This is a genomic window from Halegenticoccus tardaugens, assembly GCF_004116405.1.
In the GTDB taxonomy this organism is placed as follows: domain Archaea; phylum Halobacteriota; class Halobacteria; order Halobacteriales; family Haloferacaceae; genus Halegenticoccus; species Halegenticoccus tardaugens.
Window position 1 is genome coordinate 357858 of the sequence record NZ_SDIC01000001.1, and the last position, 21280, is coordinate 379137.

The 21280-nt window shown below is 63.5% G+C and carries 25 protein-coding genes and 1 tRNA gene; 4 read left to right on the plus strand and 22 right to left on the minus strand.

All coding sequences use genetic code 11. The annotated features are described in order from the left end of the window. Positions 1–55: 55 nt before the first annotated feature. Positions 56–253, minus strand: coding sequence for a hypothetical protein (locus tag C3L37_RS01860; RefSeq protein ID WP_129112914.1), 198 nt, complete (start codon positions 251–253; stop codon positions 56–58). A gap of 123 nt (positions 254–376) precedes the next feature. Here C3L37_RS01860 and C3L37_RS01865 point away from each other — a divergent pair, with 123 nt between their 5' ends. Beyond that, positions 377–577: a hypothetical protein gene (locus C3L37_RS01865; RefSeq protein WP_129112915.1), complete on the plus strand. Its 201-nt coding sequence runs from the start codon at positions 377–379 to the stop codon at positions 575–577. 46 nt (positions 578–623) lie between these two features. Here the strand turns inward: C3L37_RS01865 and C3L37_RS01870 are convergent, their stop codons facing one another. Both C3L37_RS01870 and C3L37_RS01875 read right to left on the minus strand, forming a co-directional pair. Next, complete coding sequence (locus C3L37_RS01870) at positions 624–1064, minus strand: hypothetical protein (RefSeq protein WP_129112916.1); 441 nt, start codon at positions 1062–1064, stop codon at positions 624–626. Positions 1065–1225: 161 nt separating this feature from the next. After that, complete coding sequence (locus C3L37_RS01875) at positions 1226–1885, minus strand: helix-turn-helix domain-containing protein (protein ID WP_129112917.1); 660 nt, start codon at positions 1883–1885, stop codon at positions 1226–1228. Between the two features lie 427 nt (positions 1886–2312). Here C3L37_RS01875 and C3L37_RS01880 point away from each other — a divergent pair, with 427 nt between their 5' ends. Both C3L37_RS01880 and C3L37_RS01885 read left to right on the plus strand, forming a co-directional pair. Next, complete coding sequence (locus C3L37_RS01880) at positions 2313–3269, plus strand: transcription initiation factor IIB (RefSeq protein ID WP_129112918.1); 957 nt, start codon at positions 2313–2315, stop codon at positions 3267–3269. 195 nt (positions 3270–3464) lie between these two features. After that, the gene (locus C3L37_RS01885) at positions 3465–5381 is read left to right on the plus strand and encodes a right-handed parallel beta-helix repeat-containing protein (protein ID WP_129112919.1); all 1917 of its coding nucleotides are present in this window, start codon (positions 3465–3467) and stop codon (positions 5379–5381) included. Between the two features lie 375 nt (positions 5382–5756). Here C3L37_RS01885 and C3L37_RS01890 read toward each other — a convergent pair. The 14 genes from C3L37_RS01890 to C3L37_RS01950 all read right to left on the minus strand — a co-directional run bounded on the left by C3L37_RS01890 (position 5757) and on the right by C3L37_RS01950 (position 17050). Next, a tRNA-Leu gene (locus C3L37_RS01890) sits at positions 5757–5841 on the minus strand. A gap of 70 nt (positions 5842–5911) precedes the next feature. Further along, entirely contained in the window at positions 5912–6250 is a 339-nt protein-coding gene (locus C3L37_RS01895; RefSeq protein ID WP_129112920.1) for a ferredoxin, read from the minus strand. A 39-nt stretch (positions 6251–6289) separates the two neighbouring features. Next, positions 6290–7012 (minus strand): NAD(P)-binding oxidoreductase, encoded by a 723-nt coding sequence (locus C3L37_RS01900; protein ID WP_129112921.1) that lies wholly within the window; start codon positions 7010–7012, stop codon positions 6290–6292. 316 nt (positions 7013–7328) lie between these two features. Beyond that, on the minus strand, positions 7329–8468 hold the full coding sequence (gene ahbB, locus C3L37_RS01905; RefSeq protein ID WP_129112922.1) for a siroheme decarboxylase subunit beta: 1140 nt from the start codon (positions 8466–8468) through the stop codon (positions 7329–7331). Between the two features lie 94 nt (positions 8469–8562). Next, positions 8563–9891, minus strand: coding sequence for an ornithine cyclodeaminase family domain (locus C3L37_RS01910; RefSeq protein WP_129112923.1), 1329 nt, complete (start codon positions 9889–9891; stop codon positions 8563–8565). 117 nt (positions 9892–10008) lie between these two features. Continuing rightward, positions 10009–10839, minus strand: coding sequence for a YihY/virulence factor BrkB family protein (locus C3L37_RS01915; RefSeq protein WP_129112924.1), 831 nt, complete (start codon positions 10837–10839; stop codon positions 10009–10011). Then, the gene (locus tag C3L37_RS25240) at positions 10829–10951 is read right to left on the minus strand and encodes a hypothetical protein (protein WP_267195295.1); all 123 of its coding nucleotides are present in this window, start codon (positions 10949–10951) and stop codon (positions 10829–10831) included. The genes C3L37_RS01915 and C3L37_RS25240 overlap by 11 nt, the downstream gene beginning before the upstream one ends. 178 nt (positions 10952–11129) lie before the next feature. Further along, the gene (locus C3L37_RS01920; protein WP_129112925.1) at positions 11130–12107 is read right to left on the minus strand and encodes an alpha/beta hydrolase; all 978 of its coding nucleotides are present in this window, start codon (positions 12105–12107) and stop codon (positions 11130–11132) included. After that, positions 12104–12538: a hypothetical protein gene (locus C3L37_RS01925; protein WP_129112926.1), complete on the minus strand. Its 435-nt coding sequence runs from the start codon at positions 12536–12538 to the stop codon at positions 12104–12106. Before C3L37_RS01925 ends, C3L37_RS01920 begins: the two co-directional genes overlap by 4 nt. Positions 12539–12656: 118 nt before the next feature. After that, positions 12657–13736: a metal ABC transporter permease gene (locus tag C3L37_RS01930; protein ID WP_129112927.1), complete on the minus strand. Its 1080-nt coding sequence runs from the start codon at positions 13734–13736 to the stop codon at positions 12657–12659. Continuing rightward, on the minus strand, positions 13733–14485 hold the full coding sequence (locus C3L37_RS01935; protein ID WP_129112928.1) for a metal ABC transporter ATP-binding protein: 753 nt from the start codon (positions 14483–14485) through the stop codon (positions 13733–13735). The genes C3L37_RS01930 and C3L37_RS01935 overlap by 4 nt, the downstream gene beginning before the upstream one ends. Continuing rightward, positions 14482–15687, minus strand: a complete 1206-nt coding sequence (locus C3L37_RS01940; protein ID WP_129112929.1) for a metal ABC transporter solute-binding protein, Zn/Mn family — start codon at positions 15685–15687, stop codon at positions 14482–14484. The genes C3L37_RS01935 and C3L37_RS01940 overlap by 4 nt, the downstream gene beginning before the upstream one ends. A gap of 329 nt (positions 15688–16016) precedes the next feature. After that, positions 16017–16259 carry a hypothetical protein gene (locus tag C3L37_RS01945; RefSeq protein WP_129112930.1) on the minus strand — a complete coding sequence of 81 codons (243 nt, stop codon included), beginning with the start codon at positions 16257–16259 and terminating at the stop codon, positions 16017–16019. A 74-nt stretch (positions 16260–16333) separates the two neighbouring features. Continuing rightward, positions 16334–17050 (minus strand): hypothetical protein, encoded by a 717-nt coding sequence (locus C3L37_RS01950; protein WP_129112931.1) that lies wholly within the window; start codon positions 17048–17050, stop codon positions 16334–16336. A 358-nt stretch (positions 17051–17408) separates the two neighbouring features. Here C3L37_RS01950 and C3L37_RS01955 point away from each other — a divergent pair, with 358 nt between their 5' ends. After that, complete coding sequence (locus tag C3L37_RS01955) at positions 17409–18791, plus strand: ATP-binding protein (RefSeq protein ID WP_129112932.1); 1383 nt, start codon at positions 17409–17411, stop codon at positions 18789–18791. A 293-nt stretch (positions 18792–19084) separates the two neighbouring features. On the opposite strand, the gene C3L37_RS01960 is transcribed toward C3L37_RS01955, so the two are convergent. The 5 genes from C3L37_RS01960 to C3L37_RS01970 all read right to left on the minus strand — a co-directional run bounded on the left by C3L37_RS01960 (position 19085) and on the right by C3L37_RS01970 (position 21032). Next, positions 19085–19846 carry a hypothetical protein gene (locus C3L37_RS01960; RefSeq protein WP_129112933.1) on the minus strand — a complete coding sequence of 254 codons (762 nt, stop codon included), beginning with the start codon at positions 19844–19846 and terminating at the stop codon, positions 19085–19087. 21 nt (positions 19847–19867) lie between these two features. Next, complete coding sequence (locus C3L37_RS24090) at positions 19868–20014, minus strand: hypothetical protein (RefSeq protein ID WP_164974636.1); 147 nt, start codon at positions 20012–20014, stop codon at positions 19868–19870. Between the two features lie 165 nt (positions 20015–20179). Further along, positions 20180–20326 (minus strand): hypothetical protein, encoded by a 147-nt coding sequence (locus C3L37_RS24095; RefSeq protein WP_164974637.1) that lies wholly within the window; start codon positions 20324–20326, stop codon positions 20180–20182. An 83-nt stretch (positions 20327–20409) separates the two neighbouring features. Continuing rightward, positions 20410–20610: a hypothetical protein gene (locus C3L37_RS01965; RefSeq protein WP_129112934.1), complete on the minus strand. Its 201-nt coding sequence runs from the start codon at positions 20608–20610 to the stop codon at positions 20410–20412. Further along, positions 20607–21032 (minus strand): hypothetical protein, encoded by a 426-nt coding sequence (locus C3L37_RS01970; protein WP_129112935.1) that lies wholly within the window; start codon positions 21030–21032, stop codon positions 20607–20609. Before C3L37_RS01970 ends, C3L37_RS01965 begins: the two co-directional genes overlap by 4 nt. Positions 21033–21280: the final 248 nt, after the last annotated feature.

Here is a 21280-nt window from a genome sequence, read left to right on the forward strand (position 1 = left end):
GAGAACAATACACGGAGAGCCACCCGTTCGTCGGTTTTTCGCCGTACCCGATCCGTCACTCCCGCGGCGGGTTCCGAACGAGTCCTTCGAACAGCGCCGCGCCGGCGGCGAGCGAACTCACCCCGCCGGCGACGTACAGCGGAATCGCGGACAGCAGTCCGACAGCGCCGCCGGCGAACAGGATCGCGCCCACGAGGAGCAAGATGAGGTCGAACCGCGTGGGCGCGGCCGGGGGGATGATGCTCGTCGCCATCGTAATTACATCTAATTACGGGCTGCCTTGTGTATCTTCTGTCCGGTCGGGGTAACTGTCCCCTCTGTCGGTACTAACAGCCCCAACGTTGTTCCCGTGGGAGGACGAACGCGTTCGTAGACCATGTTCGGACCGCTAACCGTCGGCAAGAAGGCGACCAAGTTCGGCTACAAGCGATTCGGGGTACCCGGCGCGGTGATCGCCGGCGTCGGCGCCGTGGCTGGATACGTGGCGATAAAACGGAAGCTCGCGTCGATCGTGAAAGACACCGGTGAGGACGAACCCGCCGAAGAACCGTCGGCGGGCGGCGCGTCCGCGAACTGATTCTGATCGATCGGGAACGATTCTCGTCGCGTCGTCGAGTCTCGCCTCACTGGACGCTCGTCGCCTCGTAGTCGTCGCGCTTGGAGCGTCTCGCTTCGACGAGCGAGACGCACTGAAGGAGCACGAGGAGGCCGAACGTGAGGCTCGCCCAGCCGGCGGTCGAAAGGAGCGAGAAAAACGAGACGCCGTGGTATCCGCCGACGACGCTCAAGACGCCGAAGCAGCTCACGAAACAGGCGGCCCAGCGGTGGACGTGGGTCGGGACCGCCCGGGATCTCGCCCGTCGGCCGTCGGTCGCCTCCCGTTTCGCGATCTCCGACGCGAGTTCGGAGACGTGCATCTCGCCGTCGTGCGCCCTGAGCGCCTCCACGATGAGTCGCTCGCGATCGTCTTCGAGAACGCCGTCGCCCTCGAACTCGCCCTCGTCCGTCGCGTCCGCAGATGCGACGGAGAGCTCTCTCCGCTCGATTTCGTGTGCCCGGATCATTGTGTGCCCTGAGCGCGAATCCTCCGGTATCGCACGCGTTCGAATTCGCCTCACGAACGCTATCGGGGTCCCCATTGAAAGACTTATTGGTACCCGTGTACTATCCGTAAATTCGAATAAATTTTCTCCCAATATCAATAGTGCCCCCCGGAGTCCGGCTCTCAGTCATCGTTCGACGATCCGATCAACACCGTATCCTCGATCAAGGCCTCGTGAGCGCGGCGCATTCGCTCCGAGAGCGCCTGTTGTGACACGTTTAACTCCGCGGCGACGTCGCTCAAGGTGCTCTCCCGCGGTACGTGGAAGTACCCCCCTTCGTACGCCGTCTTGAGCGCCTCGTACTGTTCTTCGGTGAGTCCGTACCGACCGGCCGGTTCCCCTTCGAGTTCGCGAATCACGGTGACGTCGAAGGTGAGGTCGTTCGCTTCGCAGAAGTCGCGGGTCCTCGAGACGGACTCCCGCGTCGGGTACAGGATCCGGATCGTCCAGCGTTGACCCGAGCCGTGCGCGTCGGTGATCGTCGCCTCCGAGTTCGTGAGCATCTGGAGGACGAGGTCGACCCGGGAGATCCACTCCATCCGATAGAGCTGTTCGTCGTCGAACTCGGCGAGAAGAGACAGGTTCTCGACGCTGGGATCGTCCGAAAGGACGCTCTCGACCGACTCGCCGTCGCCGCCGCGGACCCAGACGAACGGCATGACGGCCTCGTCGCCGCTCTCTACGATGCGCTCCACCTCGAACTCCAGGTCCGGGTTTCCCGCCAACGTTTCGTACAGCGCGAACTCGTTCGCCGGGACCGTCCCGCTGACAATCGTCGCCATACGCGTACGGACGACTCGCGTCGATATGGCCCCTCCGCAAGAGTTCGCTCTCGCGCCGGCTCGATCGCCGCCCCAAATATATAAATAGCAGGTAATGACAGGCACACGGGCGATACTAGCGTACGTCGAAGGTATGGACAGCCTCGCCGGTACCGCGGCAGGGATTCCACGGGGAACGACGCGGACCGTGGATCCGAAGCGCACGCGACGAGCACAGCGCGTCTCGCCGCCGGGACGTTTCGGAGGGCCGACCGCGACTATCCGACGATGTCGTGATCGCGTCCCGGGCCGCACGGGGCCGATGTGACCCGAGGCGTCGGCGGTAATCGACCAGGACGCCGGAGAGGAGATGCGGCTGGAGCCGAAGCGTCGGCGTCGGGCGTGCGAACCCGACGGCGAGCCGTGAGATTCGCAGGAGACGATACCAATGAGCCGTTCGTTCACTCAGTATCAAGAACAGAAGACGAAGCGGTCCACCCCTCGTGGGACCGACGACCGGGAGAAGATCGACCAGGAGTACCGGAACTCGCTCGTTCGGACGAAAGACGGAGAGCTGATCGATCCCGAGACGGGAGAGATCATAGAGGAGCGGACGATCGACTACGGACCGGAGTGGCGCGCGTTCGACTTCCGCGAGCACGAGGAACGATCCCGGACCGGGGCTCCGCTGACGGAACGGATGCACGACCGGGGTCTGACCACCGAAATCGGGTGGCAGAACAGAGACGCGAACGGGAACAGCCTGTCGGCGGAGAAGCGTCGACAGATGCATCGGCTGCGGACGTGGCAAGAGCGCATCCGAACCCAGAACTCCGGCGAGCGCAACCTCCAGTTCGCGCTTTCGGAGATCGACCGCATGGCCAGCGCCCTCGGCGTCCCCGACTCCGTGCGCGAGGTCGCCTCCGTCATCTACCGCCGGGCGCTCAAGCGGGACCTGATCCGCGGTCGTTCGATCGAGGCCGTCGCGACGGGCGCGCTGTACGCCGCCATCCGACAGGAGGGAATCCCCCACAGCCTCGGCGAGGTGTCGAACGTCTCGCGCGTCGAGCGGACGGAGATCGGGCGCGCCTATCGCAACGTTTCGAACGAACTCGGCCTCGGTCTCCCGCCGACCGATCCGCGCGAGTTCCTCCCCCGATACTGCTCGGAACTCGAACTGGACGACGCCGTCGAGCGTCGAGCGCACTCGATCCTCACGCGGGTGATGGACGAGGGTCGACACAGCGGGAAAGCGCCCGCGGGCGTCGCGGCCGCGTCGGTCTACCTCGCCGGCCTCCTGTACAACTCGAAGCGCACGCAGCAGGAGGTCGCCGACGCCGCCAACGTGACGGTGGTGACGATCCGACACCGGTACCACGAACAACTCGAAGTCATCGCGGAGTGACCGGAAACGGCTCGTTGCGACGCGGTCGGATCGACTCACGTCGTCGGATCGACTCGCGTCGTCCGATTCACGTTTCGCCGTCCGATTCGCGTCCGTCCGCCCGGTTCGGCGAGTACCTTTTAGTCCGTCCCGCGGTTCGTAACGCCTACCAGTCGTGGATCTGAACCGAATATTCGAGATCTCCGTCGATCACCGATGACGGCGTCACGTCGACAGGCACTGGCCACGTTCGCCGCCCTCGCGGCCTTCCTCGGGCGCGGCGAGTCCGCCCGCGATCGCGACCCCGATCGGTTCGAACCGGGGAGACAACTCGTCGCGACCGGCGGGGGCGTGAACGGAGACGGGAGACCGCCGGTCGATCCCGCGCGGTGGGATCTCTATCTGGCGTCGCTTCCGGAGGACACGCTCGCCCCGTTCGTTCCGTCGGCCGACGGGTGGAAGCGATGCGGGCTCTCGTTTTCCGCCCTCGACGGCCGAGAGATACGTGGGGTCGCGGACCACGTCGCGACGACGACGGCCGAACTCGAAGCCGCGTTCGACGACCTCTCACGCGGCGAAACGATCTGGATCGACGGCCGAAACGCGCCCTACCGGACGACGCGGTGGCTCGACGTCGACGTCGACGGTGCGACGGTCGTCGGGCCCGGACTCGACGGCGCGATCGCGCCCGCGGACGGGGCGAACGTCGGCGGGATCCGGATCGGACACAACGGCCACTGCCGGAACGTCACCGTCCGCGGCGTGGGGTATCACGGCAACCCGAAGAATCAGCGCGACAGCGCGAAGAAGCTCCACGGGATCATCGTCCGCGACGCGACCGACGTCGTCGTCTCGGGCAACACCGTCGCGTGGACCCACCCGTATCACGAACACGGCAGCGGCGGAAGCGGGATCAGCGTCGAACGGAACAGCGAGAACGTCCGGATCGTCAACAACCGCGTCCACCACTTCGGGGATCGGGGCATCCAACTCGGCGGGAAGAACGTCATCGTCACGGAGAACGTCGTGACCGACGGCATCGACCGCGCGATCGCCTGCGACCTGTGGGCTCCGGACGGGAAAAACGACGTCGCGAACACGGTCATCATCTCCGGGAACGTCCTCGGGAACTGCCGCGAGGGGAGCCTCGCCGGCATCGCGAGCGGGCCGAAAGGCGAAGAAGCGGAGGGATCACACAGCATCATCACCGACAACGTCGGCTTCGGCTTCCACAAGTCGTTCTGCCACGTCCGGGGCTCCACCGGCGTTCACAACGTCTCCATCAGGGGGAACATCAGCACCCAGTCCACCGACGGCCTCTGGACGAACGAGACGACGAAGTTCGCCGGGATCGCCGTCGACCCGGCGGACGGATCGAGCATCACGATCAGCGGAAACGAACTGTCGGGCTACAGCCGTCACGGCATCAACGTCCAGAGTCCGCTCACCGACCTCAAGATCGCCAACAACACGATCCTGGACCCGGACGAAACGGGGATCCGCGTCAAAGACGCCGCCGAGGGAACGATCATCGACAACACCGTCGCCCGGGCCGGAACCAACGGGATACTGCTTGACGAGACCGACGCTATCACCGTCACGAACAACCACGTCCGGGGCGTCGCCCTCGCCGGAATCGCCGTCTTGAGCCCCGGGGAGACGTACCACGAGCTCGACGGGAACTACATAAGCGAGTTCGCGACCGCCGACCGGGGCGACGTCGCGGCGATCAGAATCGAGAGTTCGAAAACGGGCGTCCGGGAGAACACGATCGCCCGGACGCCGTCCGCGACGGCGATACGCGAGGCGGCCGACGCGGGCGAAAACGTCTACGAGAGCAACCGGGCGGAAGCGGACAACTCGTGGGAGATCGCCGCCCCCTCCTCCGTCGTCCGGAGCCACGTCCCCGCGTTCGACGCCCACCGGGGGGTGCGCGACGAGGACGAGGACGGGAAGGTGGAGGTGCAGTTCGACAAGCCGCACCGTCGGCCGCCGAAACTCACTTTCGCCCGACGAGGCGGCGGGATACGGACGGTCGACTACGCGACAGACTCCGACGACAACGTCACCGGCGCGGTCGTCGCCGTCGAAACGCCGGGCGAGACGGTCGACCTCTTCGTGGAAGCCGTCTGACCGACGGCGACGAAGGGGACGCGCTCGACCGGTTCGACGCGGTCGCCTCCTATCGCCCGCCAATCGGGCGACACACGCGCCACTCGTCGACGCTCGCGGCGAGAGAAGTGCGAGGGATGGGATTCGAACCACGCGGAGACGGTCCGGGTCGCTCACGTTCGTTCGCTTCCCGGGCTGCGACTCCTCTCCTTCGAATCCCTCCGGAACGATACGCGACCCTCACTGACGTTCGGATACGCGATGCGAGGGATGGGATTCGAACCACCTCAAGACGGTCCTGCTCGCACCTCCGACGCTGCGCGGGCTGCGTCTTGCTTACTTCGAATCCCATCGGGCGACTTACACGCCGCTCGCTGACGCTCGCGACGAGAGAAGTGCGAGGGATGGGATTCGAACCCATGGACCCCTACGGGAGCGGGTCTTAAGCCCGCCGCTTTTGGCCTAGCTCAGCCACCCTCGCTCGTCGAAGCGTTCACGCGTCCCCCGCAAGTGGCTTTCGATACGTCAACGGGGGAACACCGCCGCGTCGCCTACCAGTCGACGCTCAGCGTTCCGTCGCCGCGGGGGTCCGGCGCGATCTCCTCGTCCGTCCGTCGATCGATGACGTGGATGACGCCCGCCCCCTTCTTCGCGGGGCACACCTCCGCCGCGCGGACGTTCTCCTCCAGTTCCTCCTCGTCCAGGTAGTAGGACCTCGCCCGCGCGAGGCCGGACGCGAGGTCCATCTCCCAGTTGTCGGCCACTTCGGCGCACCGGCCCGCCCCGAAGCACTTGTTCGCCTCGAAGATGATCTTGTACGGCTTCTCCTCGACCGGCGGTCCGTCGTCCCCCCCGAAGTCGCTCGGCTTCCTGACGCCGTCGTCGCTCATCACCGGAGTTTCGGGAGGGAGGGGACTTTCGTCTGTCGGTCACGGACCACCCGGTTCCGTCCGCGGCACCGGCCAGTCGACGTCGACGAGGCCCCGGACCTCTCCGCGGACGCCCCGGCGGCTCACGATTTCGAACGTCCGGTTCTCCGCGTCGGGCGTGAACAGCGACGCGACCATGAGCCGCGCGACGTCCGCGCGCGGGATCGATCCGTAGACGCTGTCGCCGCCCTCGCCGACGAGAACGTCCCCCGTCGCGGGCCCGCTCGTCAGCCGGCCGGGCCGGAGGATCGTGTACGTGAGTCCGGAGTTGCGGATCGCGGCCTCTGCGCTCTCCTTTGCCCGGAGCGATCCCCGGATGACGAGCCGCGCGGGAAGCGGCAGCCGGGTTCGGGAGCTGCCGACGCCGATCGCGCTCTCGTAGACGAACCGCGAAACGCCGGCGGCGACGGCGGCCGCGAGGAGGTTCTTCGTCCCGGTCCTGCCGACGAGTTCGCCGCCGAGGGTGTGCTTCGGACTGAGACCGGTGCCGACGGCGCAGAGGATCGCGTCGCAGTCGTCGACCGCCCGGACCGCGTCCGCCGGATCGAGGAGGTCGCCCGCGACGACCTCGTCGACGCCCCGGCGTTCGAGTGCGGTTCGGTTGGACGCGTCTCGCGTGGTCGCGCGCACCGTCAGGTCGGTGCTCCGGAGCTGCGTGAGTATTTCGCGGCCCGTGCGTCCGGTCGCCCCCGCGACGAGCACGCGATTCGGATCGGTCGACATAGCGTGACTCCCACACCGATCTTGAAAAACGTGAGCTTCGCGCCGCCGTCCGTTCGTGGCGGTTCGCGACGTTCGCGCGGTCAGTCGACTCTTCGATCGGCGGACTGGCGACGTTTCCTCGATCGGCAGACTGGCGACTCCCGGGCGACACCGAAATACCACGCCCTCCCCAGCCGATTGCGTTCCTCGTTCGCTTCGCGCCGCTCGCTCACTGCGGTACTCATCCCTCGCGCGCAGCCGTCGGCCCCGACGGGCCGACAGCGCACGCCAGCGGAGAAACGATGGAGCAAGCGAAGATCAGATCGGCGGCGATCGCTCAATCGTCGTCGCCGCGGCCGGTGATAAGTTCCTCGTATCGCGCGCCCGTCTGCTTCAGCGTCTCGGTCGAGTAGAGCCGCTCGTGCGGGACGGGGAGATACTCCGCCGCGAGTTCGTCGATCTTCGCGTCGACGGCCGCCGCCTCCCGGCCGTGGACCATGGTGAAGAGGTTGTACGGCCAGCCCTGCTCGGGGCGGCGCGGCCGGTGATAACAGAGCGTCACGTACGGCAGCGCCCCGACCGCGCCGCCGCGCTCGTCGAGTTCGTCGTCGGGCACGTCCCAGACGACCATGCAGTTGTTCCGAAAGCCCGTCACGACGTGGTTGACGACGCAGCCGACCCGCTTTATGCAGCCGTCGTCGAGCAGCCGTCGAACGGCCGCGAGCACGTCAGCCACGTCGGCGTCGACGGCCTCCGCGACGTCGCGGTACGGCGTCGCCGACAGCGGGAACCCGTCCTGAATGGCGATGAGCAGGTCCGCCTCCAGCGGCGAGAGGTCGCCGGTCGCCTCCTCGCTGATCCGGGTGGCGCTCACCTTCGGCTCGTCACTCGACGTTTCTGAGACGCTCCGCGTCTCACTGTCTCGCGGCTCATCGCCGCTCGACGTCCCCGAGGCGCAAAGCGCCTCACTCCCCTCCCTTGCGAACCGGTCCGCGTTCACGACCGGAAACTCCAAGTCGATGTAGTAGTCCGTCAGCATCGGGAGGTTCAACACCTCGCAGCCGGTCCGATCCTCGATCTCCGCGAGGATCCGATCGCGCGTCTCCCGCGATCCGGCGGTGACGACGAACCACACGTTCCACTCGTGGTCGCGCCGGTAGTTGTGGTTCACCTGCCGGTAACCGTTTATCACCGTCGCGATCTCCTCGAACCGATCCTCGGGCGCGCGGACCGCCGCGAGGGTCGAACTCCCGATGACCGGCGGGTTGAGCACCGCGCCGAACCGCCGGAAGATGCCCCGCTCGCGGAGCCGCGTGACGCGCGCCAGCGCTTCCTCCTCGGGGACGCCGAGCTCCGCGCCGACCGCTCGGAACGGGCGCTCGATCACCGGAAAACCGCTCTGGTACCCGTCGACGAGCGCCGCGTCCACCTCGTCGAGTTCCGCCCGCCAATCGACGTCGGCCTTCAGCCCGCTCATTACCCCGGCTAAGGAGGCGAGTCACTACGCTCTGTCGGTTCGACGCGGACGAGGGGCGAAACGGTCCGCGAACGCGGCCGACCGCAAGCGCCGTTCAGGCCGCGTCGAGCACCTTCTCCGCGAGCGTCGGGACGAACGTTCCGATGTCGGTCACCATGCCGATCGCCTGCGAGCTGCCGCGGTCGAGCAACTGCGTGACGGTCGCCGGGTTGATGTCGACGCAGACGACCCTCGTCGTCGACGGGAGGCAGTTTCCGACCGCCACGGAGTGAAGCAGCGTCGAGAGCATCAACACCATGTCGGCCTCGTGCGCCTGCGCCCTGATCGCGTTCTGCGCCTCCACGGTGTCCGAGAGGGTGTCCGGGAGCGGGCCGTCGTCGCGGATCGATCCCGCGAGGACGTACGGCACGTCGTTCTCGACGCACTCGTACATCACGCCCTCGCCGATGAGGCCCTCTTCGACCGCCGCGGCGATGCCGCCCGCGCGGATCACCTCGCTGATCGCGTAGATGTGGTGTTTGTGCCCCTTCCGAGGGTGTTCGAGCGTCTCCATGTCCATCCCGAGTGAGGTGCCGTAGAGGCCTCGCTCGATGTCGTGGACGGCGAAACCGTTGCCCGCCGACAGCCCGTCCACGTACCCCTCGCGGACCAGGCGGGCGAGGTCGTCGCCCGCGCCGGCATGAATGAGCGCGGGCCCGGCGACGACGAGGACGTTGCCGCCCTCCGCCTTCGTCTCGACGAGCGCCTCCGCGACCTGCTGGATCAACGAATCGGAGGGGCGCTCGCTCGAAACGCCGCCCTGCATGAACCCGAACGGCCCCGACGCGTCCCGCGGTCGCTCCGGCGGCTGGACCCGGATGCCGGCCTCGCCGGTGACGACCAGGTCGCCCTCCCGGATGGCGTTGAGCACCTTCGTGTACGCGCGCGGCGTTCTCGCGTCCTCCGACTCGCCGCTCGACTCTTTCGAGGTGCTCCGCACCTCGCTGTCCCGCGGCCCGTCGCCGTTCGACCTTTCCGAGGCGCTTTGCGCCCCGCCCTCCTCTACGATCACGGCGCAGTCCATCTCGACGTTCTCGACCTCGATCCACTCGCCGTCGTAGCGAACGTACGTCGGGTGGTTCGTCGTCGAGTAGAAGCCCGCGGGGACGACCTGATCCGCCGGGGCCGGATCGAGCGTCGCGTCGACCGGATCCGAGAGGTTCGCGCCGCTCTGGTGGAGTTCGTGGACGATCGAGGTGAGGTCGGCCTCGTCGTCGGCGTACACCTCCATCCGGCAGTACGACTCCTCGTCTTTGTGCTTGCCGACGCGGAACTCCTCGACCTCGAAGTTCCCACCCATGTCCATCACGGTGCCGAAACAGCGCTGCATCATCCCCGAGTCGATGATGTGCCCCTCCAGTTCGACGGTGCGAGCGACTGCCATTGCACTGTGGTGGTCGGACGGGCAAATGAGGGTTGTGGAGGCGGGGAGCGTTGCGACCGGCCGAGAGCGACGAAGGCGGCGGCGTTTCGAGGACGCGGCGAGCGTCCGAGCGGCGGGTCACCGCAGGAACGGTGACCGCGCTATCGCGTCCCCTTTCGCGTCCGTTTCCTCGGTTCGACCCCCCAGGACGACGTTGACGACAGCCCCGAGGAGGACGATGAGCGACCCGGAGTAAAGCCAGATCAAAAGCACGAGGACGCTCCCGATCGCCCCGTAGGCGCTGTAGGACGTGACGATCGAGACGTACACCTGAAAGAGCGTCTCGAAGACGGCCCAGCCGACGGCGGCGACGAGCGTCCCCGGGACGACCTCCCGCGCCGAGACGGCCACCGGCGGCAGCATGTAGTAGAGGGGAAAGAAGGCGACCGTCAGCCCGACGAGCAAGAAAACCGGGTTCACCAGTCCGGCGAAGGGGAGCCGCGGGAGGAACGCGAAGGCGCTCCCGGCCAGCACGACGGCGGCCACGGCGAGGCCGACAACCGACATCCCGATCGCGCCGTCCCGAAGCTGGCGACCGACCGATTTCTCTCCGACCGCGTCGTACAGCCGCGTGAACGCGACGTCGATCCCCCAGAACACCCTGACCGTGCTCCACGCGAGGACGGCGAGGCCGAGGATCGAGCCTCCGGTCTGCTCGGACGCGCGGAGCACCGCGTCGGCCACGAGCTGCCGGCCGGCCGGGCTGAGGTACGTCCGCGTCAACTCGACGACGTACGCGGCGAGGGCGTCGCCGGCGACCGCGGACGCGACGACGACCAGCAACAGGAGCAGCGGAAGCAACGAGACGAACGCGTGAAACGCCAGGCTCCCCGCGAGAAACGGCAGGTTGTGCCGTCGCGACTCCCGGAAGATCGCACGGACGACGTCGACCGCGTCGTCAGTCCGCATACTTCGTCCCGGCGCGCCGGCGGTCGGCGCGCGCCGACGTGGTCTCCGCCCGCCCACCGCGCGACGTCAATCCCCCGCGCCCGACGGAGACGCGATAGCGTTCGATCTGCACGATCGTATATCTCCACATGAGACAAAAAACTCTTGGAATCAATACGAATACAATCCAGATAACTTATGCAATGAATAACCTACGGGTAGCGGACCGGAAGCGAGAGCGAAGCGTCGCGATACGTTATCGGTATCTCGGACGGCGCAAGAGGTGCTCTGACGATCGAAAACCGCCGTCGTCAGGGGCCGACGCCGGGGCTTCGGAGGTTCGCGTCAAGGAAGGCGAACGCGTGGCCGAGCGTCTGCTCGAACAGCGACCCGTGATAGAGCCCGAAGTGATCGCTCGGCAGTCGCACCAGGGTCGAGGTCGGGATCTCGGCGGCGGCCGCCTCGACCGTCTCCGGCGGGGCGATCTCGTCGCGCGCCCCGGAGACGAGGAGCGTCGGACACCCGACGTCGCCGGCGCTCGTCGTCGGTCGGTAGCGGAGGAGCGAGAGGAACGCCCGCGCCGGCGTCTCGTTCTCCCACGCCGAGTCGGGGGGCGCGAGATCGGACAGCCCGGCCTTCGCGCCCGGATCGGAGAGCAGGGCGAACTCGTCGGGGTCGCCGACGATGGGTACCGTGTGCGGTCCGAGCGGCACGAGCGGCAGCGACTGCAGTCGATCGCGGACTCCCGCCGCGAGTCCCTTCAGGAGGTAGCCGACCGAGTTGCGGCGGAGGAACGCCCGCCCGTCGACGACCGGCGTCTGCGCGACGACGGCCGAGATTCGGGGATCCTCCGCGACGACGTCGAGCGCGTGACCGCCGCCGAGCGAGACGCCCCAGAGCGCGAGCCTGCTCGCGTCGATCCCGTCGAGTCGCCGGACGCGGGCGATCCCGGCCTGCCAGTCGGCGACGTTCTTCTCCGGGTCGATCCGGTTCCGCGGTTCGCCCCCGCTCCCGCCGATCGTGCGGTAATCGAACAGGTAGGTGGCGTATCCCCGCTCCGCGAGGCGTTCGGCGACGGCCGGGAGGCCGAAGGTGCGTTCCGCGGCGAAGCCGTGGGCCATGACGACCACCGGCGGCTCCGCGGGGCGGTCGGGGCGGTAGAGCCACCCGGAGCACACCGTCCCCGCGCTCTCGAAGTCCACGGCCACCTTCGAGAACTCGTAGCGGGAGGGCCGCCGTTCGCGCCCGGCGGGTTCGCGTCGCGCCGCGCGCGACGCTCCCCGGCTCATTCGTCTCCCTCCGTCGAGTCGGCGTTCGGGGCGCCGGCGGTCTCCGACGCGTCGACGTCTTCAGTTCCGTCGGCGTCTTTTGACGCATCGGCCGCCTCCTCCAACGTGTCGAGCACGAGCGACGAGAATTCGACCTCGCTGAGCCGGTACTCGGCGAGCCCGCGGAACCAGTCCGCCTCGGCGTACCACGTCCCCTGCACGTCGTCGTCGGTCCTGACGACGGTCGCGTCGACCCGCGCCGGCTCCCACCGGCCGTCCGACGCGAGGTCGATGAAGACGTTCAGCGCCCGCCCCATCTCGCGGTGGTGGACGCGCTCGCCGGGGAAGGCGGTCATATACGTCAGCTCGACCGCCTCGCCCCGGCGTAACTCCTCGACGCTGATGCCGTTGCTCCGGAGTTCGCCCTCCAACCCCGATATGGTCTCGGCCATGGGGCCGAGTACGGACGCCGGGGGCTAAATCCTTGCCGCGCCGACGCGTCGCCGCCGCGGAACTGCGCCCGATCGATCCGACGCGTCGTCCGCGAGGAGCCGAGCCCTCGGGCCTCACTCAGTCGTGGGCACCTGACTCCGACTCTTCGCCGCCGTCGACGGCGAACGCTTCGGACCCGTCGAGGCCGCCGTCCGTTTCGACGCCGCCCGACCGCAAGGCGTCCGTTGCGCCGAGGCGGTCGAGGACGACCGCGCAGGCGTACAGGCCGATGGCGACGATGACGATCGTGCCGCCGGCGGCCACGCCGTAGAAGTACGAGAGCGTGAGGCCGACGAGCACGGCGAGTTCGCCCACGAGGATCGAGAAGACGACCGATCCCTTGAAGCTGTGCGCGACCTGCGCCGCGGCGGCGACGGGGACGACCAGCATCGCGGCGACGAGGATGACGCCCATGATCTGCATGGCGGCGACGACGACGAGCGCCGTGAGCACGACGAGCAGCCGGTTGTACAGCGTCACGTTCAGCCGCGCGACGCGCGCGGCCGTCTCGTCGAACGTGACGAAGAGGAGCTGCTTGTACGTCGCCGCGACGACGCCCGTCACGACGACCGTCAGGAGGACGAGGATCACCGCGTTGTCGAGCGTGACGGTCGAGAGGCTGCCGAACAGGTACTGGCTGATGCTGACGGCGATCCCCCCGTCGGTGAGGCTGACGAGCACCGTCCCGAGGGCGAACCCGCCGGAGAGCACGATCGCCATCGGCACGTCGCCGTAGGCGTCCGTGTACTCGGCGATCAGGTCGATCGACAGCGCCGCGATCACGGCGACGACGAGCGCCGTCAGGTACGGCGAGACGGAGACGGAGGAGATCGACCCGACGAACAGCCCGACGGCGACCCCGGCGAACGCGCTGTGGGCGAGCGTGTCGCCGATGAAGGCCATGTCGCGGTGGACGAGGAAGCTCCCGACAAGCGGCGCGACGAGGCCGACGCAGATCCCGGCGACGAACGCCTGCTGCATGAACGAGTAACACAGCATGTCGAGGCCGGCGGCGTCTCCGGCGAGGCACATGACGTCGCCGACGAACTGAAGGCCGTCCCCGAGGGCGTCGATGACGCCGCCGACGGCGACGAACCCGCCGCTGACCGCCGTGACGACCGCGAGCGCGACCGTGGAGAGCGTGACGGTTCCGATCATGGGTGGTCGTGGCGGAGGAGCCGCTGGTTCGCGCCGTACGCCTTCGCGAGCGCGTCGCTCTCGGCGAAGCCGGCGGGGTCGCCGTGGAAGTACAGCTGTCGGTTGAGACACGCGACCCGCGAGGCGTGTTCGGTCACGACGCCTATGTCGTGTTCGATGAGGACGATCGTGATCCCGTCGTCGTTGAGGTCGTAGAGGAGGTCGTAGAACGCCTCGCGGGACTCCGCGTCGACGCCGACGGCCGGCTCGTCGAGCGCGAGGAGGTCCGCCTCCCCCGCGAGCGCCCGAGCGATGAACACTCGCTGACGCTGGCCGCCCGAGAGGTGCGCGAGCCGGCGATCCGCGAGGGGGGCGACGCCCACGGTCTCCATCGCCTCCTCGACGATCCGCCTGTCGCGCGCGCGGAGCCACCCGAAGCGGACGTGCGGATACCGGCCCATCGAGACGACCTCGCGGACGGTGATGGGCATCTCGACCGAATCCCCCGCCACGTTCTGTGCGACGTACCCGACGCGCTCGCCGGCGTCGAACCTCGACGCCGGTTCGCCGAACAGCCTGACGCCGCCCTCGTCCGGTTTCAGGAGCCCGAGCATCAGGCGGAGGAGCGTGCTCTTCCCCGACCCGTTGGGGCCGACGAGTCCGAGGAACTCGCCCCGCTCGACGGCGAGGGAGATCCCTTCCACGACCGGAACCGACCCGTAGGAGAACGAGACGTCCGACACCTCGATGACGGTCTCGCCCGCGGTCATTCTGCTCCGAGCGCCTTCCGGAGAGATGGGAGGTTAACTTCCCGCATCACGTCGACGAAGCCCCACCCCTTCTCGTCCCATTCTTCGGTCGTGCTCGGAATCGGCGTGAGCGGTACCGCCTCCTCCGCGTCAGTCTCTTCGACGAGCTGGTTCGCCGCCCGGTCGGACTCGAAGACGGGCGCGAGGACGTGCGTGATGTCGTGCTCCTCGATGAGCTCCTGCGCCCGCTTTACGTCCTGCGGGGACGCCTGCGAGTCGGGCGCGAGTCCGGTCAGCGCGTGGACGGTGAAGTCGTACCGCTCGCCGAGGTACTGGAACGCGTTGTGCCCGGCGACGAGCACGTCGTCGCGGTCGCGATTTTCGAGCGCCGACGCGAACTCCTCGTCCAGCTCCTCCAGCTTCGACGTGTACGCCTCGGCGTTGTCCGCGAACGTCGACCCGTCGTCCGCGCGGACCTCCGACAGTCCCGCCGCGATGGTGTCGACCGCCGTCGCGGCCCGCGTCGGGTCGAGCCAGAAGTGGGGGTCCTCCGACCCGTGGTCGTGCCCCTCGTGGCCGCCTTCGTCGCCTTCGTCGTGGCCGTCCTCGTGTTCTTCGTCGTGCGCGTGCTCGTCCGACTCGTCGTGGCTGTGGCCTTCGGATTCGTTGTGGTCGCTCCCGTCCGACTCATCGTGATCGCCGGATCCTTCGTGTCCCGCGTCCGACTCGTTGTGGTCCCCCTCGTCGTGCTCTCCTTCCCCCTCGTGTTCTTCGTCGTGCTCCTCGTCGCCGTGATCGTGTTCGCCCTCGTGGCCTCCTTCCTCTTCGGGCGCGCCGAGCAGTTCGACGTCCGTTCGGGCCTCGATGATCGCGACGTCCTCGTCGTTGTCGCGGACGTTCTGGACGACTTTGTCCGCCCACGGCTGGAACCCCTCGCCCATGTAGACGAACGCGTCCGACTGAGCCACCGACCGCTGGATGTCCGGCCCCGGCTCCCACCCGTGACCGTGTTGGCCGAACGGGACGAGGTTGCCGACCGTCGCGGCGTCGCCGGTGACGTTCCGCGCGAAGTCGTACAGCACGAAGAACGACGCCTGAATCGCCTCGCCGTCGCCGGAACCGGCGGCTCCGTCCTCGATACCTTCTAAACAGCCGGCGAGCGCCGTGGACGCCAGCGCCCCCGCGCCGAGACCGAGAACCTCCCTGCGAGTGTGACCGCTCATACGTGTTAAGATGTGGATTCGAGTTAATAAGGGCTACTATTCGTAAAATATCGCTTCATAAGCGGGGCGGAGGGACGCCTTCGTCGACGCCGGCGTGATGCCCTCCAACATGTCGGTGGACAGAACTATCGGGGAACGTCACCGCTCGAACCTCTCTCGGGAGCGCTTCATACATACGTAACTGGCTTACGCCGCCCGTCCCGTTCGACGAGATGAGGTAGTTAAGATCGCCGAAAAAGAGATGATTTGACGCTTTTGAACGCGGTTTCTCTCAATCGCCAAACATCTGGCGCGACATTAGGGAAACGGCTACCCCAGTGGGGTGTCCATTAGAACAGATCAGTATCGAACGTCGGGTCTCTATGGTAGTCGATGACGGTGATGAGCGCGGAGAGATACTCGATTTCGTCGTGCTGGTCAGCTTCTTTAAGCGCTTCGCGTGCACGTGATCTGGTGTCGTCGCTGGCGAAGTCGATGATCAGGTTATCGTCTATGTGAGGCTCATCAGGGTGGCCTTGCGTGGTTTCATCGATGTTGTTGGGCCATGGCTCCTTCCCATCGCCTGATTCCATATAGTATCCTCGTCAGTCCTAGTTTAAGTACTTCCTCCCAATAGTCATCACGCAATCTTCATACGTGGTATCTACTAACCGGCTACTTCTGTTTCGAGGTCATCCTGCCCCTCTCCTTCATTCGTCTCAGAAATCAACTCTTCCGAATGCTGCAGTTCGTCAGTATTTTCGCCCAAAGTGTTCAAGACGTCTTCGCGCAATCGATTCCAATGCTTCCAAGTTATTTTCAAGCGTCTGAAGTCGAGACTGTAAATTGCTGTTTTCGCTATTGCTCGCGGTCTCAATGACGCGCTTAACTTCATCTCGTGTGACGTCCAGGAAACGGTGGAACTTGATGAGTTGCTCAATCTCGTCAGAATCCAGTAATCCAATCTTGCCGGTGTTACTCTCATAGATCGGTGTGGCAAGGAATAGTTCCACTTTCTCAAATGACTCTGGAGCCGCCTGTTGAATGAGCCCTGAGAGATATCGTCTACAACGCCTTGGGCATTCTCCCGTCCTCCCTCGGGCATCTCGCCAAATCTTTCTTCAGCCATCTCGAACAGATGGTCTCCGATCACCTGTTGGATGATTCCCTGAGATTGCATTGTATGAACGGCGATTCGTAGTTGCATAATTTCCAAGCAATCAAGCTCTGTGGTCAAAGCCCGCCGAAGTATTTTACTTTGGACATTTCGCTGGCGATTGTTAAAATAGAAGGTCGAAATAAAGGATAGAATGCCACCAGCTAAGGCACCAAGTGAAGCTGCAACTGCGGGGTTTGATAAAAGAGAAGATGATTGAGCCGCCATTTTGCTTGGCAGTACATTCTAATCTTCTTCTCATAAGGGATTTGGAATCATTTCTACAACTCAGACCATCTGTAGTCGCTATTTTGCGACTTACTCTGGGATATCAGCGACTGTTTGTGTCTCCAGATCAGTGAGCTCAATAGGCTCTCTTCAGTATCGTCGGAGAAAATGGGTGACATCTTGCTTCGTAGTCACAAGGAAGTTTTCGGCGCGATGTACGGCAGTCTGAGAGAATCTGTGTATCCAATGGTTCGTGTAGGAAGACTACGAAGGAACCTGTAAATAGCCAATTCTAAATTAGGCTATTCTGAAGTAGGCTATTCAGAAGTATTATCTTCCGCCGAAATAGAGTAGGTGTATGAAGCACTTCGTGAATCGGGCTGACGAACTCTCTCGGCTACGGGGATGCTATGAATCCGACGACGCCGAGATGGTCGTCATCTTTGGCCGACGACGCCTCGGGAAGACACAGCTCGTTCAGCACTCGCTCTCCGACCGTGACGACGCAGTCATCTATCAGGCCACGGAAACCACCTCCCAGATACAACTCGACGAGTTCGTCAATGTCGCGTCCGAGACCTTCCCCAGTATCACGCAGATTAAACAGAACTGGGATGCACTGCTCGGATATCTCGGCGATCAAGACGGGATCGTGGTTCTCGACGAATTCCCCTATGTTATCGACGCCGACGAGAGCCTTCCGTCGGTCATTCAGCGGTTGTGGGACCAGCGGTTCCAGAACACCTCGGGAACACTCATTCTGGTCGGGTCGTCGATCAGTATGATGGAAGAAGCAACGCTTCTCGGGAACAGTCCCCTGTATGGGCGATTCACAGAAAGACTCGACCTCCGCCCCCTCAACTTCTCTGCTGCACAGGAGTTCGTTCCGGACGATTATTCGCCTGAAGAGCGGATCTTCACGTGGGGTATCTTCGGTGGCGTCCCGTACTACCTCGATGGCGTCGATCTCAATCAGAACCTCGGAACAGTCCTCACCGAGGAAGTGCTCTCCCAGAAAGGATATCTCCACAACGAACCGGAGTACGTGCTCCGAACTGAACTCACGGACCCAAACCGGTACTTTGCGATCCTCACCGCAATTGCCGCGGGGAAGACGACGTCGAACGAGATCGCCCAAGCAGTGGGTATTGATGGAAAACAGATCTCGACGTACACCCAGAAGTTAGAACGTCTACGGCTCATCGAGCGAGAGGTCCCGATCACCGAAGAGAAAGCAAAGTCACGCCGTGGACGTTATCAAATATTGGATCCCCTGTTCCGGTTCTGGTTCCGCTTCGTCTACGGCAAGGAAGATCGATACGAACGCCTAGGTGAGGATGCATACGACGCGGTCATAGAACCAGAGCTCCCAAACTTTGTTAGTCAGGAGTTCGAGAAACTTTGCCAGGACGTCTTACCGAACCTATACCCAGAGGAGACGTTCCTCGACATCGGACGCTGGTGGTACAAGGAGCATGAGGTGGACGCCGTCGGATTCACTACAGATGATACGATGGTCGTGGGAGAATGCAAGTTCACTAACGCACCTCTCGACTATGGTGCGCTCGCCTCACTCGAAGACCATGCTTCCGAAATCCGCTGGACGCCAGAGACCGGTGATAGAGACACAAAATATGCGTTATTCACACGGAGTGGTGCAACACGGTCCGTTCAGGAAGCGGTATCCGAACGCGATGATTTACAATTGTTCGACTTAGGTGACATTACGCAACACGCCTGAGACCACTATCTACCAAAAAGGAGGGGAAGCAGACTCGATAGCCGCTGTCTAGCGTCACTCTACCGAGCTCACACTGATGGCAGAACAGTCTGGAATATATTCTGAATAATCAGTTATGGCTGCTCCAGACCAGTCACAGGTTTGCTGTTGGCGGAGTGCTACTTCCATAGAGAATGAACTCTGAACGAACGCTTCAGTGTTCGAGAGAACCTGCAAAGCCTTGAGCAAAGACCGGATATCTACCTCATCACTACCGTCGGTGTTCTCAATATCACGCCTTCTGAGGAACCGCTCTATGAGAAGTCTGACATCGAATGATTATCCTCAATCGCCGCAGCTCTTTGCGTTAGCGTGTATCGGTTTGCTACATTGCGCCAACCCATTGGTTCGTAGTTTCGCCCACGGTTAATTCCGTCATGGGCTATGATAGCCTTTACAACAGAATCGAAGTTATTCATTCGCTCCACAGGATTGTCCAACTCAATCTCTTCGTCATCCTCTGGCTCTGGAATTTCGGTTATGAATTCGAGTGTCCCGGTAAGTGCATAAACTACTTCATCAGGGGAGATATCAATTGCATCAGCAGCTACTACTCTGATTGAAGGGACGTTCTCCTCAGAACCACCATCAGCAGCTGTTAGCTTCTGTGTCCGTTCCTGCTCCCGAATGTCGAGGAGAAGACGAGTTATCTCTTCTTTGAGCTGTTCAAGATACCCATCTTCGTCTGGAGTGTAGAAGTTGTCTTCTGTACGGTGATTTCGAATATATGTTCCACTGCCTGGGGTCGGAACACGCTCTAATACATCGATTCCAACAAGATTCCCAATCACCGTTTCTGGTTCGTGGTCAAGCTGCTCTGCTAGAGCTTCGATAATTTCTGCTGTCCGCTTCTCGCGGTTTTTTGGAGCAGTAATGTCATCGTACGCTGTCTTGTTGAACGAATCTGATTGAACCGTAATTTTCCCGTAATACCGCCCGATACGGTACGCTAGGAATCCAGGAACAAGGAACAGGAACGCGAATAGCAGATCGAGTACAGGGAGATTGAAGACCATATAGGACCGTCCTCAACGGAGCTACTCGTCGGTATCGTTCTCAGCCGCTCCTGCTTGTGCTGCCTCTGTAGTACTTCCTCGCGGGTCCTCGTCGGGCGTGTCCGCTACCCTCGCCTTCTCCAGCTCTCGACGGTCACTGGATTCGTCGTTGTTGTCGTCATCGTTCATCTCACTCGTCCCCCCCATCTCCGGAACTCGACCCTCCATCGCTGCTACCGTCACTCCCGCCTCTCGGGTCGGAATCGGGCGTATCTGCGACTTGGGCTTTCCTGTTCGAAGTTGGTTTCTTTCCGTTCCTGCTCGAACTCGAATCGCCGTTATCGTCCGACATAGTCACTCATCCCCCGAGGATTCACCGCCGTTCGATGACCCGCGTGGATCTTCATCCGGTGTGTCTGCCACTTTAGCTTTCCGGTCAACACTCGAAACCGTGTCTTTTGATCCGGAACTGGATTCAGAATCTCCGTTATCGTCAGTCATTCTATTGATCGATAGTTATCACGACAGTATAAACCATCGCCGCGGACCGGAAGTAAATCCTGTAAATTCAGTTTGTATTTTCGTTACTCATCGCTTCCACTGTTCGAATCCTCGCTTCCATCACCGTCGTCCCCGCCACCTTTCGACGTGTTCGTACCGGTCGCCTCGTATCGAGGGTCCTCGTCCGGGGTGTCCGCAACGAATGACCTTCCAAGTGCCTCCTCTTTGCCTTCTTCTCGCGGGTTCTTGTCTTTCTCCGTGTCGTCATCTTTGTCTTCACTCATATAATCACGTCCCCATTATCCTGGATTTCAGCCTCTTCGGTTAGAAGTTCCCGTAACCGTTCTTCGCCGACTTCACCAATTAGATCAGAGAGGGATTCCTGTGATACTTGGTTAAGATACTCTTGGGAGTGAACATACACCTCTGCACGCGCCCCCGTCTCCTCGGCCACAGCTTGTGCTGCCTCAAACGCAGCTCGGTTGTCCCTCTTGGCATCCTTATCGTCGAACGAACTGCCCCATCGGCCCGGGATGTACATTGCTCCAACCCTGTCTTCAGTTGGGTTGTACTGGAATCGGAATTGACCCACACAGTCATAGTGCTCATACAATCCAATAGTTATCTCTAGCGAGACATCGTCACCATGGTCAATACCTTCAACAACCCACTGCCTGAATTCGGAGTCTGCACTTTCCGGTTCCATAATTCGCGCTCACACGATATCTGTATCAGTATTCCGGAGAATCGGCACGGTAGTCAGGGACGTGTGGCAAGCGTTCCTGGATGGCGACGAAAACCCCATCACATTCATCAGTCGGGCTCACTTCAACCACTTCGTAGATGTCCTCGTCGTAGTTCAGTAGTCAAATCACCATTTAGCTCGCGGTCCACCGCGCGACGCACGACTCCTGCGAGCGTTTCGTCGTCATCGATCGCCCGTTTCCACTCGTC

Bases quoted from the DNA above. Each gene is read 5' to 3' on its own strand.
- C3L37_RS01935 (WP_129112928.1), bottom strand. From the start codon at position 14,485: ATGACCGCGGGCGAGACCGTCATCGAGGTGTCGGACGTCTCGTTCTCC.
- C3L37_RS01860 (WP_129112914.1), bottom strand. From the start codon at position 253: ATGGCGACGAGCATCATCCCCCCGGCCGCGCCCACGCGGTTCGACCTC.
- ahbB (WP_129112922.1), bottom strand. From the start codon at position 8,468: ATGAGCGGGCTGAAGGCCGACGTCGATTGGCGGGCGGAACTCGACGAG.
- C3L37_RS01885 (WP_129112919.1), top strand. From the start codon at position 3,465: ATGACGGCGTCACGTCGACAGGCACTGGCCACGTTCGCCGCCCTCGCG.
- C3L37_RS01910 (WP_129112923.1), bottom strand. From the start codon at position 9,891: ATGGCAGTCGCTCGCACCGTCGAACTGGAGGGGCACATCATCGACTCG.
- C3L37_RS01895 (WP_129112920.1), bottom strand. From the start codon at position 6,250: ATGAGCGACGACGGCGTCAGGAAGCCGAGCGACTTCGGGGGGGACGAC.
- C3L37_RS01925 (WP_129112926.1), bottom strand. From the start codon at position 12,538: ATGGCCGAGACCATATCGGGGTTGGAGGGCGAACTCCGGAGCAACGGC.
- C3L37_RS01955 (WP_129112932.1), top strand. From the start codon at position 17,409: ATGAAGCACTTCGTGAATCGGGCTGACGAACTCTCTCGGCTACGGGGA.
- C3L37_RS01920 (WP_129112925.1), bottom strand. From the start codon at position 12,107: ATGAGCCGGGGAGCGTCGCGCGCGGCGCGACGCGAACCCGCCGGGCGC.
- C3L37_RS01865 (WP_129112915.1), top strand. From the start codon at position 377: ATGTTCGGACCGCTAACCGTCGGCAAGAAGGCGACCAAGTTCGGCTAC.
- C3L37_RS01945 (WP_129112930.1), bottom strand. From the start codon at position 16,259: ATGGAATCAGGCGATGGGAAGGAGCCATGGCCCAACAACATCGATGAA.
- C3L37_RS24095 (WP_164974637.1), bottom strand. From the start codon at position 20,326: ATGACTGACGATAACGGAGATTCTGAATCCAGTTCCGGATCAAAAGAC.
- C3L37_RS01880 (WP_129112918.1), top strand. From the start codon at position 2,313: ATGAGCCGTTCGTTCACTCAGTATCAAGAACAGAAGACGAAGCGGTCC.
- C3L37_RS01960 (WP_129112933.1), bottom strand. From the start codon at position 19,846: ATGGTCTTCAATCTCCCTGTACTCGATCTGCTATTCGCGTTCCTGTTC.
- C3L37_RS24090 (WP_164974636.1), bottom strand. From the start codon at position 20,014: ATGAACGATGACGACAACAACGACGAATCCAGTGACCGTCGAGAGCTG.
- C3L37_RS01875 (WP_129112917.1), bottom strand. From the start codon at position 1,885: ATGGCGACGATTGTCAGCGGGACGGTCCCGGCGAACGAGTTCGCGCTG.
- C3L37_RS01930 (WP_129112927.1), bottom strand. From the start codon at position 13,736: ATGATCGGAACCGTCACGCTCTCCACGGTCGCGCTCGCGGTCGTCACG.
- C3L37_RS01900 (WP_129112921.1), bottom strand. From the start codon at position 7,012: ATGTCGACCGATCCGAATCGCGTGCTCGTCGCGGGGGCGACCGGACGC.
- C3L37_RS01870 (WP_129112916.1), bottom strand. From the start codon at position 1,064: ATGATCCGGGCACACGAAATCGAGCGGAGAGAGCTCTCCGTCGCATCT.
- C3L37_RS01915 (WP_129112924.1), bottom strand. From the start codon at position 10,839: ATGCGGACTGACGACGCGGTCGACGTCGTCCGTGCGATCTTCCGGGAG.
- C3L37_RS01950 (WP_129112931.1), bottom strand. From the start codon at position 17,050: ATGGCGGCTCAATCATCTTCTCTTTTATCAAACCCCGCAGTTGCAGCT.
- C3L37_RS01965 (WP_129112934.1), bottom strand. From the start codon at position 20,610: ATGAGTGAAGACAAAGATGACGACACGGAGAAAGACAAGAACCCGCGA.
- C3L37_RS01970 (WP_129112935.1), bottom strand. From the start codon at position 21,032: ATGGAACCGGAAAGTGCAGACTCCGAATTCAGGCAGTGGGTTGTTGAA.
- C3L37_RS01940 (WP_129112929.1), bottom strand. From the start codon at position 15,687: ATGAGCGGTCACACTCGCAGGGAGGTTCTCGGTCTCGGCGCGGGGGCG.